This window comes from Natranaerobius thermophilus JW/NM-WN-LF, from assembly GCF_000020005.1.
Classification (GTDB): Bacteria; Bacillota; Natranaerobiia; order Natranaerobiales; family Natranaerobiaceae; genus Natranaerobius; species Natranaerobius thermophilus.
Map to the genome: position 1 here is coordinate 294,319 of NC_010718.1, position 15,682 is coordinate 310,000.

At 36.6% G+C, this 15,682-nt stretch carries 17 protein-coding genes and 1 riboswitch (1 of these 18 cut by a window edge); of the genes, 12 read left to right on the forward strand and 5 right to left on the reverse strand.

Annotation, left to right across the window (positions count from 1 at the left end):
- Positions 1-143: 143 nt before the first annotated feature.
- Positions 144-254, reverse strand: a riboswitch (TPP riboswitch).
- 131 nt (positions 255-385) lie between these two features.
- Positions 386-649, reverse strand: coding sequence for a hypothetical protein (locus NTHER_RS01540; RefSeq protein ID WP_012446767.1), 264 nt, complete (start codon positions 647-649; stop codon positions 386-388).
- 14 nt (positions 650-663) lie between these two features.
- Positions 664-1,929, reverse strand: coding sequence for a DNA polymerase Y family protein (locus tag NTHER_RS01545; RefSeq protein ID WP_012446768.1), 1,266 nt, complete (start codon positions 1,927-1,929; stop codon positions 664-666).
- A gap of 233 nt (positions 1,930-2,162) precedes the next feature.
- On the opposite strand from NTHER_RS01545, the gene NTHER_RS01550 reads away from it, so the two are divergent.
- From NTHER_RS01550 to NTHER_RS01580, 7 genes are all read left to right on the forward strand, one after another.
- Positions 2,163-2,702: a biotin transporter BioY gene (locus tag NTHER_RS01550; RefSeq protein WP_012446769.1), complete on the forward strand. Its 540-nt coding sequence runs from the start codon at positions 2,163-2,165 to the stop codon at positions 2,700-2,702.
- A 173-nt stretch (positions 2,703-2,875) separates the two neighbouring features.
- The gene (locus tag NTHER_RS01555) at positions 2,876-3,577 is read left to right on the forward strand and encodes an RNA-binding domain-containing protein (protein WP_012446770.1); all 702 of its coding nucleotides are present in this window, start codon (positions 2,876-2,878) and stop codon (positions 3,575-3,577) included.
- Positions 3,578-3,674: 97 nt separating this feature from the next.
- A complete protein-coding gene (locus NTHER_RS01560) occupies positions 3,675-4,904 on the forward strand; it encodes a DUF418 domain-containing protein (RefSeq protein ID WP_012446771.1) in 1,230 nt (409 codons plus the stop codon).
- A 74-nt stretch (positions 4,905-4,978) separates the two neighbouring features.
- Positions 4,979-5,512, forward strand: coding sequence for a GNAT family N-acetyltransferase (locus NTHER_RS14985; protein ID WP_012446772.1), 534 nt, complete (start codon positions 4,979-4,981; stop codon positions 5,510-5,512).
- A 14-nt stretch (positions 5,513-5,526) separates the two neighbouring features.
- Entirely contained in the window at positions 5,527-6,666 is a 1,140-nt protein-coding gene (locus NTHER_RS01570) for a THUMP domain-containing class I SAM-dependent RNA methyltransferase (protein ID WP_012446773.1), read from the forward strand.
- Positions 6,667-6,781: 115 nt separating this feature from the next.
- Positions 6,782-7,561: an SIMPL domain-containing protein gene (locus NTHER_RS01575; protein WP_012446774.1), complete on the forward strand. Its 780-nt coding sequence runs from the start codon at positions 6,782-6,784 to the stop codon at positions 7,559-7,561.
- A gap of 169 nt (positions 7,562-7,730) precedes the next feature.
- Positions 7,731-8,912, forward strand: a complete 1,182-nt coding sequence (locus NTHER_RS01580) for a MalY/PatB family protein (protein ID WP_012446775.1) — start codon at positions 7,731-7,733, stop codon at positions 8,910-8,912.
- 197 nt (positions 8,913-9,109) lie between these two features.
- On the opposite strand, the gene NTHER_RS01585 is transcribed toward NTHER_RS01580, so the two are convergent.
- On the reverse strand, positions 9,110-9,463 hold the full coding sequence (locus NTHER_RS01585; protein ID WP_012446776.1) for a VOC family protein: 354 nt from the start codon (positions 9,461-9,463) through the stop codon (positions 9,110-9,112).
- Between the two features lie 169 nt (positions 9,464-9,632).
- Here NTHER_RS01585 and NTHER_RS01590 point away from each other — a divergent pair, with 169 nt between their 5' ends.
- Positions 9,633-10,088, forward strand: coding sequence for a hypothetical protein (locus NTHER_RS01590; RefSeq protein WP_012446777.1), 456 nt, complete (start codon positions 9,633-9,635; stop codon positions 10,086-10,088).
- 33 nt (positions 10,089-10,121) lie between these two features.
- Here NTHER_RS01590 and NTHER_RS01595 read toward each other — a convergent pair whose 3' ends face one another.
- Positions 10,122-11,303 carry a glycine C-acetyltransferase gene (locus tag NTHER_RS01595; protein ID WP_012446778.1) on the reverse strand — a complete coding sequence of 394 codons (1,182 nt, stop codon included), beginning with the start codon at positions 11,301-11,303 and terminating at the stop codon, positions 10,122-10,124.
- A 45-nt stretch (positions 11,304-11,348) separates the two neighbouring features.
- The gene (gene tdh, locus NTHER_RS01600; RefSeq protein ID WP_012446779.1) at positions 11,349-12,392 is read right to left on the reverse strand and encodes an L-threonine 3-dehydrogenase; all 1,044 of its coding nucleotides are present in this window, start codon (positions 12,390-12,392) and stop codon (positions 11,349-11,351) included.
- A gap of 160 nt (positions 12,393-12,552) precedes the next feature.
- Between tdh and NTHER_RS01605 the strand changes: the two genes are divergently transcribed.
- The 4 genes in view from NTHER_RS01605 to NTHER_RS01620 are tightly spaced (at most 21 nt apart) and all read left to right on the forward strand, a layout consistent with a single transcriptional unit that may run on beyond the window.
- Positions 12,553-12,882: a phasin family protein gene (locus NTHER_RS01605; RefSeq protein WP_012446780.1), complete on the forward strand. Its 330-nt coding sequence runs from the start codon at positions 12,553-12,555 to the stop codon at positions 12,880-12,882.
- 14 nt (positions 12,883-12,896) lie between these two features.
- Positions 12,897-14,573, forward strand: coding sequence for an ABC1 kinase family protein (locus NTHER_RS01610; protein WP_012446781.1), 1,677 nt, complete (start codon positions 12,897-12,899; stop codon positions 14,571-14,573).
- A 17-nt stretch (positions 14,574-14,590) separates the two neighbouring features.
- On the forward strand, positions 14,591-15,253 hold the full coding sequence (locus NTHER_RS01615; protein WP_012446782.1) for a hypothetical protein: 663 nt from the start codon (positions 14,591-14,593) through the stop codon (positions 15,251-15,253).
- Positions 15,254-15,274: 21 nt separating this feature from the next.
- Positions 15,275-15,682, forward strand: partial view of an HD-GYP domain-containing protein gene (locus tag NTHER_RS01620; RefSeq protein WP_012446783.1) — the start only. 891 nt of this gene lie beyond the right edge of the window; the window shows 408 of its 1,299 coding nt (coding positions 1-408); it begins with the start codon at positions 15,275-15,277; the stop codon falls past the right edge of the window.

Here is a 15,682-nt window from a genome sequence, read left to right on the forward strand (position 1 = left end):
AACTCTTAGTGTGAAATTGAAGAGTTCAACTATCAACATTCAACTTTAACACAGCCCATATTAAAAAAAGCGCAATTCCTTAGGAATTGCGCTTTTAGTCGTAAATAATACATAAATAATACAGAAAACTCTATATAGCTCGCCTAGACTAAAAGCCAATTCCCTACGCTGGTATTATCCAGGTCAGGTTCTAGGGTAGGACTAATTGCCCTTCTCAGCCGGGAAGGCGATCCCCGGCACCCCTATTGGCTTAATAAAATTCGATTGTTATTACTATCTTACCATGGGTGTAAATATAATACAATGCATATTAATTTAAATTCTTTCACTAACATATGTCGCCACTAACTCATGACTAAAGTCACGAGAATGCGTGACGAACTCTTCAAATCTTGGCAAGATACCACTTACATGAAGATATTTCGTATTTCAATTCATAAATTTTTTGGGTTTCTCCGATAGTACTTTGGCAAGTGTAAACAATCATTTTGTTGCCTGTTAATTTTTCTTCAGATGTGGATATAACTTGGTCAACACTAACCACTTTTTTAGTACCTTCGGAAGTGGTGATACGATATTTTAAAGGTTTAGGAATTCCATCTTCTTTAAACCAGGCAATCATTTCTATAGGTTTCATTATTACCTTCACAGTAATTCTCCCTTCTATAATAAGCTAGACATCATGGGATACTCTTCTTCTGCATCTACTCCTCCTGCCAAGGGAGGAACTGTTGAATGTAAAAAACAGGACCGGATTAAAGAAGTTTCCCCGTGTTTAGCCCTGATTTTATCGATAGCTTTATAAAAAGACTCTTCTGAATCCGTATCAATAGACAATTTGTCAAACATCGATAGTTGGTAAGACTTACTCGATGAAAGGGAAGATAGTGAAATTCCTATGTGTCTTAAGGGTTCTTCTTCATCCCATAATTCATTTAAAAGTTTTTTACCAGTTTCGAAAATAACTTTAGTAGAATTTGTGGGATTGAGTAATTTTTTTTGTTTACCGTAGGAAATAAACTGTGAGGTTTTAATTGATAAATTGACTACTTGTGCGTAACAATGAGCATCACGTAATCGGCTACTGACCTTTTCAGTTAAAGATAATAACCAAAGCCGTGCTGTCTCTTTATCAGCCACATTTTCGGGAGTAGTAGTAGAATTTCCTAAACCCTTCATAGGAAAACCTTCTGGCCTAACGGAAGACTCCTCAATTCCATTGGCAAAATCCCAGATCAAAAGCCCGTGACTTTTCAACCAAAGTTTCAATTTATTGCGAGGAGTTTTAGCCAGTTCCCCAATGGTAGTGATTCCTCGATCAAGTAACTTTTTTTCTGTAGCCCTTCCCACCATAAATAATTCTCCTACAGGTAGTGGCCACAACTTAGTAGGAATTTCTTCAGGGAATAATGTGTGAACTCGGTCGGGTTTTTTAAATTCTGATGCCAGCTTAGCTAAGAGCTTATTGGGGCCAATTCCTATGTTCACTGTGAACCCGAGTTCTTCTTTTACTCTGGCCTTAATAGTATTAGCGGCGGTAAGATAATCCCCAAATTGTTTTTCCATATTGGTGAAATCCAGGAAGACTTCATCAACCGAATAGCGTTGAATAAAAGGGGAGTATTCGTACAGCAATTCGACCATGGCATTACTGCATCGAAGGTATAGATCATAATTGGGTGGTACTACAAACAGGTCAGGGCACTTTTTTCGAGCACTGCTCAACAGCTCTCCGGTTTGAATTTTAAACTTGCTTTTTGCTGGTATGGATTTAGCCAGTACAATTCCACGACGTTTTTGTGAATCTCCACCAACTACTGAGGGGACTTGCCTCAAATCAAGTTGTGCACCTTTTTGCAGCCTGTAAGCAGCCTCCCATGATAAATACGCAGAATTAACGTCAATGTGAAATATTATGGGGTCGCTCATTGTGCATCACTCCTGTAGAAAACATTATAGCAGAACACATGTTCGAAGTAAAGTGAAGTGATTCGCACATATTACTGTTAAATTATAGTTGTAAAAAGCTGTTGTTAACCACCTCATTTTACGAGGTTGACAGGAGAGTTGTAATTATAATATATTTGATTTATTGATTTTATTTATTAGTTTTTAGCGTTAGCATCTATTTTATATTTCTATTTGGGAAGGAGTGCATTCTTATGAATAGTAATATCAGAGATTTAGTAGTTATTTCCTTATTTGCTGCTGTTACTGGTGTACTTTCTTATGTTTATGTACCTATTAGCCCTGTACCGGTGACGGGCCAAACAATGGGTGTGATGTTGTCAGGGGCTTTATTAGGACCTAAACGTGGGTTTATAAGTCAGGTGGTCTATCTATTGTTGGGAGTTGTAGGAATGCCGGTTTTTGCTGGTGGTATGGGAGGAGTGGCTGTGTTATTTGGTGCCACTGGTGGTTATCTTTGGGCTTATCCCTTTGCTGCTTTTATTATAGGTTACATAGTAGAGAAGGGAGATAGATACACAGGAATTACTTACTGGTTGGTTCTAGTACTTGCCTTACTCACAGGTGGTGTATTTATGATTTATACTACCGGAGTATTACAACTGGCTTTGGTAACGCAGGTTCCTATTGGAGTTGCAGTTTTAGAAGGTGCAGTTCCTTTCTTGCTTGGAGATATAGTTAAAATTACAGCCAGTGCCTTTGTGACTAAAAGTTGTCGTACACTGTCATTGTGAATAAATTTGTTTATTCAGGGAATATACACGAAAAAGCTATATTTTTGGCAGGATACAAAGTTGAATTATAGAACTTTATACTAACTGGTACTTGTTGTCATAAACAGTTTTTTATAGGGCCACATGAAAGATATTTAAGGTAAACAAAATAAAAATTATAAAGGGGTTTACTAATGGAAAATTCCTTTAAACAAACGGAGTTTTTATCCTTATCAACTAGAGCTCAAATTTTATTGTCCAGAGAAGAGGGATTCGATGTGGAATTCAAGCAAACCTTAAACGCTGTGGATTCCGAAGATATAGTGGCTTTCGCAAATTCCAAGCATGGAGGCGCTATTTTAGCTGGTATTAGAGAGGAACAAGAAGAGTCGGGAAGACAAGGAACAGAAATTGTAGGTTGTCCAATAGGAGATGAAGAAAAACTCACTATACTGAACAAAGCTGCTAGTTGTCATCCGCCTGTATACTTAGAGCTGTATATCGAAAACTCCCAAAAAACACCATTTTATAGAATTGAAATTCCTTCAGGAAAAGAAAAACCCTATTGTACACCAAAAGGAACTTATAAAATAAGAGGGGATGGGAGAACTAACGTCTTATTGCCCGATCAATTATTGTCTCTATTTGTCGAAGAAGAAAGCGAACAATTTATAGGTCGCTTCAAAGAAGCCACTAAAGAGTTAGAAAAAAGTCATTCCGAACTTCAAAACGCTATTTCAGGAGATATGCGCAAGTTTTTAGAGAATTTTTACGGCGAATTCGCCCGAAAAATTAATAAAATTGAAAGTATTGAAGACAGAATGGAAAGCCTAGAAAATAAATTTGACAAGCTCATCAAAAATCTTGATTTGGATACGGATACGGACAAATCATGAGTTTTGATTAAATATGATTATGTTATAATATGATAGTAGTTAAAGTATGGAGTTTTTAAACGAAATCTGTCAGTGAATTGTAAAAGGAGAGTTACAAATGGTTCAGAGACACGGCGCTCCTACTGATCCTAATAAGCGAGTTGAAATAGTAGATATCATTCGCGGGTTTGCGCTCTTTGGTGTACTTTTAGTGAATATGACTCTGTTTAAATCCACCTTATTTTATTGGGAGCAAATACCCCATTATTCCGGGGATATCAATGTATTCTTTGGTTGGATGATTGAACTTCTGGCAACTGGTAAGTTTTATCCTATTTTTTCGTTTTTATTTGGTTTGGGTTTTTATTTTTTTGTCAGCAGGGCCCAGAAAAAAGGGTTAAAGGTAGGTAAATTATACCGGCGCAGAATCTTGGGATTATTAATTTTTGGATTAATTCATTTAGTATTTATCTGGTCAGGTGATATACTTCATCTCTATTCTGTCGGTGGTTTGTTTTTACTTGTATTCAGTACCATGTCGGATAAAACTATCAAAAAACTGATGGTTTTCTTTTTTTGTCTTGCTGTTATCATTCAGGGAGGAATTGTTTTCGCTGAAACCCTAACTGCAGAAGAGGATTTAACTGCTGAAATAGATCCTCGTGAAAAAAGGTTGCAGCTAAAAGAAGATGCAACAGGGGTCTATCAGGAGGGAGATTTTCTAGATATTTTAAGGTTTAGAGTAGTTAATGAAGTGCCTTATGTTATGTTAAATATACTTTTGAGTTTACCAGATATTTTATTTTTATTTCTGCTGGGCTTATATGCTGGTAGAAAGAAAATTTTTATGAAAATCGGTGAATATAGACAAAAATTTCGCTGGACTCTTAATAGAACACTGCCTATTGGGGTGATTGGAACCCTTGTATATTATTTAATAATGGTTGATTCTATTGGCTTGGGCCCAATAGCAGGAGACGTTTTAGCTGAAATGATATTTTATGTAGCTTCAATATCTTTGGCAGTGACTTACATTTGTAGCTTAAGCTTGCTAAGCCAATATAATTTCCCTATGAGAATACTGTCTCCTCTTTCCAATGTTGGCAAAATGGCCTTAACTAATTATCTTACCCAGTCCCTGATCAGTGTGTCGATTTTCTATGGCTATGGAGCGGGTTTGTTTGAACAGGTGAGTGTTACCGGAGGAGTCGCTATAACAGTAGGAATTTACACATTACAAATGATCTGGAGTTGGATTTGGATGTCTAGGTTTAGATTTGGGCCCTTTGAGTGGTTGTGGAGAAGTTTTACCTATCAAGAATTTCCGCCTATTAAATTATCATCGTAATATAATTCTGCTGTCGCCTTAATTAATATAATTGAAAATCCTATAAATAGATGATCTCTATGGGAGGTATTATTATGAAGAAAAAAATACGCCAGGGTAAGATTTCCGACTTTTCACGGCTATCATGGGCATGGGATAATAACCCTTCTACTTTAAAAGTTTTTAAACAGCGAATGAATATGGGTATTCAAGAATTTTGGGTGATTGAATCTCTAGAAAAGGATAATAATGGGAATTTACCTGTGGAATTAGCAGGGGAGTTTCATATCGTGTGGGACTCGCCGGACCCAGATGAAGCCGATGGTGAAGCAAGAGCCTATCTATGCGCTTTTAGAGTCCATCCCGACTATCGCGGGTTAGGTTTGGGAAAAAACTTGATGGAAGGAGTTCTGTCCCGAGTGTCTCAAGTTGGCAGAACCCAGGTGACAATAGGAGTTAAACAAAATCGCCCTGAAATCAAAGAAATTTATCATAAATGGGGATTTACAGAGTTGGTAAAACTAAAGACAGTAGATCATCATAATTTTAATGAACAAGGTGAACCCAACCCAACTGATTTTCCCATTGAATTGTATTTGAAATATTTATCTAAAAATAACAAGAACTAGGATGGAGGATGCTAATGTCTCAATTTGAGTTGATTGCCACTTCTACTTTTGGTTTAGAAGCCTTAGTTAAACAGGAGATTAAGGATTTAGGTTATGAAATTGTTTCTGTGGAGAACGGAAAAGTTACTTTTAAAGGCGATGAAAAAGCTATATGTAGAGCAAACTTATGGCTTCGAACGGCAGATCGGGTAAAGTTGAAAATTGGGGAGTTTACAGCCAAATCCTTTGAAGAATTATTTGAACAGACTTATCAGCTTCCATGGGAGGAGTTGTTACCACAGAACGCAGAGTTTCCCGTGGAAGGAAAATCGGTTAAATCCCAGCTTTATAGTGTTCCTAACTGTCAATCCATTGTGAAAAAAGCAGTAGTCAAGAAAATGGGGCAGGCCTACGGCCAAAGTTGGTTTGAGGAAGATGGTCCCTTTTATAAAATTGAGGTGGCTTTACTTAAAGATATAGCCACACTAACTATTGATACTAGTGGACCAGGATTACATAAAAGAGGCTATCGGGCCCTGGTCAGTCACGCGCCATTAAAAGAAACCTTGGCAGCGGCATTGATCATGCTAGCTCGGTGGTATCCAGACACTGCTTTGATAGATCCACTTTGCGGTTCGGGAACTATTCCTATAGAAGCTGCTATGATCGGACGTAATATCCCACCAGGATTGAACAGAAATTTTTCAGCTTCTTCTTGGCCAATCATCTCAGATAAAATCTGGCAAAATGTAAGAGAAGAAGGTCAGGACAAGGCCGAATTTGACAAAGAACTAAAGATTTATGGTTCTGATTTTGATGAAGAGATGGTACAACTGTCTCAAGACAACGCAGAAAAGGTTTTGGGTAAAAATATACCGGAATTTACCTGCATGCCAATTGATAAAATTAGCAGTAATGAGGAATACGGCAAGCTAATATGCAATCCACCCTATGGAGAGAGACTAGGTGAAGAGCCGGAAGTTGATGATTTATACCGCCAAATGGGTCAAATTTTTAACAAGAGGTTCCCTACTTGGTCTTATTATATACTGACTCCTCATAACAATTTTGAAAAATTGTTTGGGAAAAAAGCCAGTAAAAAACGAAAGCTATACAATGGACGAATTCGAGTAGATTATTATCAGTACTTTGGACCTAAACCACCAAATCTTTAAAACCATTAAAACCTCAGGTATTTTGAACTTAAGATCGCGATACTTCTGCTAACCTTGATACGTCTCCCAATAATAGAAAATAATAACAATAAAGGTTAAAAGGGGGACAAATTTAATGGTCGGAACAACCAAACAAGTGCTGTTAACTACTGTAGTAGTTATGGCTTTTATGGTGATGACTGGTTTTTCTATTGCACCTGATGTTCATGATGAAGATGCAGAAATAATTGATCCAAAAAGTAATAACAGTCTGATCGGAGTTAGTGGTGAAGGTGAGGTTAAAGTAGAACCTGAGGTAGCATATGTGACTTTAGGGGTTGAAACATCTTCTCCCGATCCACAAAAGGCTCAAGCAGAGAACAGCGACATTATGGAGGATGTAGTAGAGACTTTAAGGGATCAAGGAATTGCAGAGGAAGACATTCGAATTGGCCATTACAGTATAGGTCAGCAGTATGTAAGGCCTGACGAAGAGGAAGAACCTGACTATCAAGTGGCTAATCATATTGATATTACAGTACACGACCTGGATAATGTGGGCTCTGTATTAGAGGCCAGTGTAAATCAAGGCGTTAATAATATCAGGAGCTTAGAATTTGGAGTTTTAGATGAAGAAGAGTATAAAATGAAGGCTCTGGATAATGCCCTTGAAAATGCAGAACAAAAAGCAGATCGAATCGCCAGTTTCTATGATAAGTCTCTGGACGACATCAAACAGGTATTAGAAAGTGATACTTCTCTTGGACGCATGCAAATGGATATGGATATGGAATATACTGTTAGTGAAGAGGCCTTGGAAATGAGTGACGATGTTTATGGTACAGCAGGTTTAGATGCCCAACCAGGAGAAGTTACCTTTGAAGCAGATGTAGATGTAATATATGAAATGCAATAAGACTAAATATGAAACTAAGAATATGTTGTCTTAACTTTTACATTTAACTTTTACCAAAGGGGCTTTGCCTCTTTGGTTTTTTATTAGACAGTCATTAATTTTGGGCCTATAATATAGATGAATAGATATACTGTGTTAATGATACAAATTTTTATAGGGAGGGGTATATGTGACAGGGGCTAGATTTGATCAGATCATCGATAGGACAGGCACCCATTCTTATAAATGGGATGATGTAGGGGAAGTTTTTGGATCCAATGAGCTATTACCTATGTGGGTGGCAGATATGGATTTTCAATCTCCTGATTCTGTTATTGAGGCTGTTGTAGAGAGAGCCCAACACGGGGTTTATGGTTATGCGGGTGATTTTGACGGTTATTTCAATTCAGTGAAAGACTGGTTTAATAAAAGATTCAATTGTAAAATTGAGAAAGATTGGATAAAAACTACTCCTGGCGTAGTACCAGCCCTTAATATGGCTGTCAGAACCTATACTAATCCCGGTGATAAAGTAATAATACAGTCACCTGTCTATCCACCTTTTTTTAATGTGGTTAGAAACAATGGCTGTCATGTAATTAATAATGAACTTATTGAAGAAAAGGGGAAATATTATATTGACTTTGAGGACTTAGATAAAAAAGCTAGTGATAGTCGGGCTAAAATTTTAATGCTATGTAGTCCCCATAATCCCGTAGGAAGAGTTTGGAGTCGTGAAGAGCTTAAAAAAATCGGCGAAATCTGCCAAAAGAATAATTTAATACTAATTTCAGATGAAATTCATGGAGATCTGACCTTCCCGGGAAATAATAATATTCCCTACTTTAAAATAATGTCTGAATTAAACTTTAATAATGTAATTTTGTGTACTTCTCCGGCCAAAACCTTTAATGTGGCTGGGCTACAAACATCTAGTGTTATCATACCGGACCAATGCTTGCGATCATCCTTTAATAACACCTTAGAAGCAAATGGATTTTCAAAGCCAAATATTTTTGGTTTAATTGCTGCTGAATCCTGTTACAATTATGGTGAAGATTGGTTAGATGAGCTGAGAGAATACCTGTATCAAAACTTTTTATTTATAGAAGATTACTTAAAAAATAATATACCTGCCTTGGAAGTGACAAAGTCCCAGGGTACTTATCTGGCCTGGTTAGATATCAGGAAAACAGGTAAAACAACTAAAGAAATTCAAAAGTTGTTAGTATCTCAAGGAAAAGTTGCTTTAATTCCCGGTACAAAATTTGGCCCTAATGGAGAAGGTTTTTTAAGACTGAATTTCGGATGTCCTCAAAAACAGCTCCACCAAGGTCTTGATAGGATAGCAAAGGTGATTAATAGTTTATAAATTACGGAAATTAAATCAATTCTAGAAAAACATAAAAATGCTCCCCTTTATTTGGTGACAGCTTTTATTTTCTTAGCTGTCTACCGAATGGGGGAGCATATCAAAATCAATTATTAAATTATTAAACTTTATAAGCAACGCAATAAGCAACGTATTTATTGTTATGTAGTTTAATTTTAATCTTCAGGATAATCTAACTAATCTAGAAATTTTTGAATCTCCAGACTGTATCCATTAGGATCTTCTGAAAAGAAATGATAGATTTTAAAATCAGGATTAGTTTTGGGTTTATTAAAAGGTTGATAACCATTGTCTATCAGAGATCCGTAAGCTCTATCGACTTCTTCTGTCAATAAAGTTATGATAGGGGCTTTCCCTTCACTCTTGACCTCCATGTGTGTGCAAAATCCGATCATACCTCCACCAGGGATTTCATAAATTCTACAAGCTCCTTGATCCTTAAATAAAGGGAGCTGCAGTACATTGTGGTAAAAATCATGTACTTTCTCTAAGTCATTCGTTCCCAAAAATATCACTGAACCTGACCACATAATATACCACCTTTCTTTAATTTTTTGCAGGAAAATAAGCAATTTTACAGAAACGGTTCTAAATAGAAAAATTAAATTTAGCAAACTAGTTAATAAGCTAAAAACTTGTGTCCTTAAATAACAATATAACAGCTCTTTTACCATTTTATAAAGGAAGGGGAGTTACAAATTGAGAGGTTGTCTTGTAGCTATCTTGATATTTGCAGTGCTGGGATTGAGTTTTTATTTTTTTGTTGCAGGTCCAACAGAAAATATAGATCGAGAATATCCAGGAATAATGTACACTACTGACGGCGAAATTGAAGAACAAATTACTGTTAAGTTGAGGGGAGCGCTTACTGAACCGCTTATGAGCGAACCTACCTTTGAGGGAGAAATTGAAATAACCGGTGATGAAATATACTACTCCGAATCAATTCCTGAAATCGAATGCGCTGAAGGAATTTTTTTTCTGGGGTTCCCGGAACAGGAAACCCCAGAAGGTATAGTATCGGGTAGTGTTACGATTTCAGATGATCTAGAAAAACTTATTGGCTCCTTATCTTTAAATAACAAATACACCTATTACTTTGGAGCTCCAGGCGAAAGCCTGGAAGAAATCCTTGCTATCAAAATGTACGAATAATTGTGTATGCAAATGTTAATTCGAAAACTTATGTTAAATCAGGTTAAGTTCTTTTCCTACTTTTGAGAACTTTTCAAGAGCAAAATCTAGATCCTCTTTACTGTGGGCAGCTGAAATCATTGCCCGAATTCTTGCTTTGCCATGTGGAACTAATGGGAACCCAATAGCTTGTGCAAAAATGTTTTCTTCAAATAATTTTTCACTAAATTCGCTGGCTGCTTTAGCATCACCGATCATCACTGGAGTTATTGGAGTTTCAGATTCGCCAGTGTCAAATCCTAATTCTTTAATTCCTTTTTTAAAGTAATCGGCATTGTCCCATAATTTGGTTACTAATTCGTCACTATCTGATAGTATTTTAATGGCTTCTAGTGTTGCAGCAGTATCCGGTACTGTAAGGGCAGAACTAAATGTAAAAGGACGAGATTTTTGTCTGATATATTCTATTAGCTGTGCACTACCTGCTATACAGCCACCCATAACACCTAGGGCTTTTGAGAAGGTACCAATTTCGATATCTACTTCTCCATGCAAGTTAAAGTGGTCAACTATGCCTCGGCCACTTCTTCCTAAAACTCCCTCACCATGAGCATCGTCCACCATAGTCATGGCATCGTATTTTTTAGCTACTTCTACAATTTCTGGTAATGGAGCAATGTCTCCATCCATGCTGAATACACCATCAGTGATAATCAATTTTTTTCCAGGCGGGTTCTCTTTTAGCACTGATTCTAAGCTATCTACATCATTATGTGAATAAACTTTGATATCTGCTCTGGACAATCTTGAGCCATCAATAATACTTGCGTGGTTTAATTCATCGCTGATAATAGTATCCCCTTTTCCTACTAGTGCAGGAATAGCTGATAAATTTGCTTTAAATCCTGATTGAACTGAAAGAGCAGCTTCTACTCCTTTAAATTCGGCCAACTTCCGTTCTAGCTGATGGTGAATATCCATAGTCCCTGCAATAGTTCGTACAGCTCCAGGACCTACTCCGTACTCGTCGATGGCTTTTTTGGCAGCCTCAACTATTTGAGAATGGTTAGCAAAGCCTAGATAGTTATTCGAACAGAAGTTTAACATCTTTTTACCTTTAATTTGTACCCAGGCACCTTGTGGCCCCTCTAAAGTTTTGATATCTTTGTAAAGTCCTTTTTCTTTTAATTCTTCTAGCTCTGTTTGAATAAAGTTTAGTTTTTCTTGTGAGCTCAAATTAATCACTCCTTAAATTTAGAATATTTTTTACATCTTTACGTATTAGGGGTGCAAAATTATTTTACCAGTATTCCCCTCTTGTGCAAGCTGAAAAGCTTCTTCAAATTGTTCAAAGGAAAATTTGTGAGTTACCATAGGCATTAAATCATCAGCTAATCTCGATTTTAGCAGATTATGCATCTTAAACCAAGTTTCGTACATTATTCTTCCGTTAATACCGTAGGCTTTTGCGCCTTTAAATATTAATCCATTAGACAGGTCTATTTGAGTTTTACCTGGAGGCAATCCTAGGAATGAAACCCAACCTCCGCCTTTTAAAGCAGCCAGTCCTTCATTTATAGCTGTATCTTTACCTGCCATTTCTAATAATACGTCTACTCCAGCGCCGTTTGTTTTGCTTTTCACTAATTCTACTGTGTCTTGTTCCATGGGATTTATGATTTCATCTGCTCCCATTTTTTTTGCTAATTCTATACGATAGGAATTGACTTCGGTTGCAAAGATTTTGGAAGCTCCTGCTTTGCGGGCAATAGCAATAGAGGCTAAACCGATGGGGCCACATCCAGTCACAAGGACATCCTTGGCAGTTATTTCATCTATGAGAGCTGAGTGGATGGCATTACCTATTGGATCGTGAATAGCACCTATTTCTGGTGGAATGGATTTATCGAGAATCCATACATTGTCTCGGGGTACAACTACATATTCGGCAAAACATCCTGTGGTATCTACCCCGATGATTTCAACATTTTCACAGATATGAGCTTGGCCTGTTTTACAGAAAAAACATTTTCCACAAACGAAATGTCCTTCTGCTGTTACCCTGGTTCCGGTTTCAATATCTTTGACATCTGCTCCTAATTCGACAACTTCACCACTGAATTCATGTCCAAAAATTAGAGGGGGGTTAATTCGACTGTCTGCCCATTGATCCCAATTATAGATGTGCAGGTCTGTTCCGCATATTGCAGCTGACTCTACCTTGATTAACACCTCGTTACTTTTCGGCTTGGGAATGTCAACCTGTTCCAAAACAGCTCCACTGCTCCTGTCCTGTTTCATTAAGGCTTTCATTTTACCAGTCAAAAAATCACTCCTTGGCGATTAAGGTTCTCAATTTCTTATCACTTGTATATTTTGACAATTATTTGAAAAATCCTTTTTTATTATCATAAATAAATAGTATAATATAAATACATGTGAGATGATATTATTAGTGAAAAAATTTTACCAGGAGGCGATAGTTATGAAGAATTTCTTAAAAAAAGGTGTAAATTTTGGTCTTGGTTTAGCTGTAATGAGTAAAGAGCAAATAGAAAAGATGGTAGATGAACTGGTTAAAAAAGGTGAAATTGCGCCAGAAGAGTCAAAAAGGGTTATCAATAATATGATGGAGCGGGGAGAAGAGGAGCGAAGTAAACTGAATGATATGATACAGGAACAAACTCGGCAAGTATTTAGAGAATTAGATACAGCAACGGGAGAAGATATTCAAGAATTAAGAATTAAATTAGAGGAGCTTGAGCAAAGAATCGAGAAATTAGAACAAGATAACGGTGAAAATAACCTGAGTTAAAGTTAGGTGGTTCTATGTTTAAAAGAAGAATTAGACATTTTAATCGGTATCGAGAAATTGTAAGTATTTTAGCTAGGCATGGTTTTGGCTTTTTGATTGAAGAGCTTGGCCTTCATCATATGCTTTCCTTGCCCAGTAGAATTAGAAAAGAATCTTCAAAACAAAAACCTAAACCTGTTGGGTTGAGAATGAGACTCGCCTTTCAAGAACTAGGGCCTACTTTTATTAAATTTGGTCAACTGTTAAGCACTCGTCCTGACATGTTGCCAGAGCACATTATTAACGAACTTGATAAGTTACAGGATAGGGTTGATCCTTTTCCATATGAAGAAGCAAAAGAAAATATTGAAGATGAAATGGAAACTTCTTTAGAAGAACTTTTTGCAGAATTTGATGAAGAGCCCTTGGCTGCCGCTTCTATAGGGCAGGTTCATTCTGCTAGATTAAAAAATGGTGATGAAGTCGTAATTAAAGTTCAACGGCCCAATATATCTTCTGTCATTGAAACGGATTTAGAAATTTTGGCTGACCTGATTAGTCTAGCAGAGACACGATTTAGTTTTGTTTCCCAATACAATTTAAAAGAAATAGTTGATGAATTTAGCATTTCTATTAGAAAAGAACTTAACTATACCCTTGAAGCTAGAAACGCCGAAAAATTTAAATCCATTTTTTCTGAAGATGATAGTATTTATATACCAGGTATCTACTGGGATCTAACGTCAAAGCGTGTAATAACCATGGAGCGGGTTAAGGGTACTAATTTAAATAATTTAGAGGAGGTTGTTGCCAAGGGTTTTAAAACATCTGCAGTAGCAAAAAACTTAACAGAATCTTTTTTAAACCAAATTTTAATTGAAGGCTTTTTCCATGGCGATCCCCATCCCGGAAACTTCATACTGCTAGATGATGGTCGGCTGGCCTTTACCGATTTTGGTATAGTAGGGCAATTGACTCCAGAGCTAAAAGATAGTTTTGCTTCATTAATGATCTCTGTAGTTAGGCAAGATGTAGATGATATTGTAAAAAACATCATGAAAGTTGGTTTTTTACCTGACGAAGTCAATATTAACAGGTTGAAAAGAGATGTGATGACAGTCAGGGATAAATATTATCACCTTCCTTTAAAACAAATCAGTTTTAGCGAAGCTATTGAAGATTTTTTTGATATTGCCTTTCGACATAAAATCCAGATCCCTTCAGAATTGAGTTTGTTAGGAAAGACTTTTCTAACTTTAGAAGGGGTTGTGAAAAATTTAGATCCTGATGTTAGTGTAGTTGAGATTGCAGAACCCTTTGGTTCCAAAATCTTAAAAGAAAAATTACGCCCTGAGAATGTGTGGCAAAAATTCACCGATAATATCAAAGATTATGGTGAGATGGTTTTAGAATTACCCGGTGAATTAAGGGATTTTGTGAGAATTCTAAAGAAGGGCAAAGGCACAGTTGAACTACAGATGCCTCAATTGGATTCACTTCAAAAAAAGTTGGACAGGGTGAGTAATAAGCTGTCTTTTAGTATAGTCCTACTTGCCTTTAGTATCATAATGAGTGGTTTGATTATCGGTGCTTCTTTAGGTGGACAATCAATGGTGATTTGGCAGGTACCTGCTGTTGAAATTGGTTTTTTAATTGCAATGTTTATGTTTTTTTGGTTATTGTTCTCAATATTTAGATCTGGCAGGTTCTGAAATGGAGCGGATATGGATTGAATTTTGATGATGTAATAGAAGAATTAAAGAGATCATGGCAAAAATATCAAATTCAAACTGTTTTAATAATTAATTTGGTATTCGGTCTTACTGCCTTAGGGATTACATATGCCACAGCTGATTCTTTGGCTTTTTTTGAACTGTTTCTGAGATTAATTGCAGTTTTTACTCCTTTAATATTATTGATTTTATTTATGCTCCGTGGTTATCATGTGTTATTTTTGTCCCAGTTTAATAACGAACAGATGTACTGGTGGAGCATGACGGACATTTCTGTCGGGGCACCTTTATTTACTTTTTGGTTAATAACCTTACTTCTTTGGGAAGGGGTTTCAATTCTAGCAATACTGTTAATATACTTAAAACTACTTATTTATATAATGTTAATACTATCTGCAGCTCTAACAGCAATGGTGTTGGCTAATAAGTTTTGGATTGCCTTGACAGCAGGTATTGTTTTACATTTAGGTTTATATGGTCTATCTGTTATCCTGCCGGATGTTCAGTTTTTAGGTTTAAGGTTTCTCCCTTATCACTTGATAACTAATTTCCGCCAAATTCTCGAATTGAATTTAGGTATGTGGGAATTACTAACCCCTCTGGCGGTTAGCGGAATAATATTGTGGGTAATTAGGAATGTGGCTGTACAAAACTATTAAGAGGTCGGGTGAAATAGAACTATGGTAGGAATAGCGCCAAATCTTCAAGCATCTTTATTTGAGCTAACAATGAGTTTTTCAGACGCTATGGACTTGGTTAGTCCTGAAGTTGTTGATCATCATAAAAAAGTTGCTTATATCGCAGGGGAACTTGGAAGAGAATATGGTTTAGATGTTGATAAAACCAAGGATTTAGTTATAGCTGGTTTACTCCATGATAGCGGTGCCTTATCGTTAAGAGAAAGACTTGATGCACTTAGCTTTGAGGCCAAAGCCCCTCATAGGCATGCTGAAATGGGATATAGATTATTTAAAAACTTTAAACCGTTGAAACAAGTAGCTAAGGCTATCCGCTATCATCATGTTGCCTGGAATCGCCAAGAAGAAATTAAAAAACAAACAGGTGAAGAAGTACCCATTGAAAGTCAT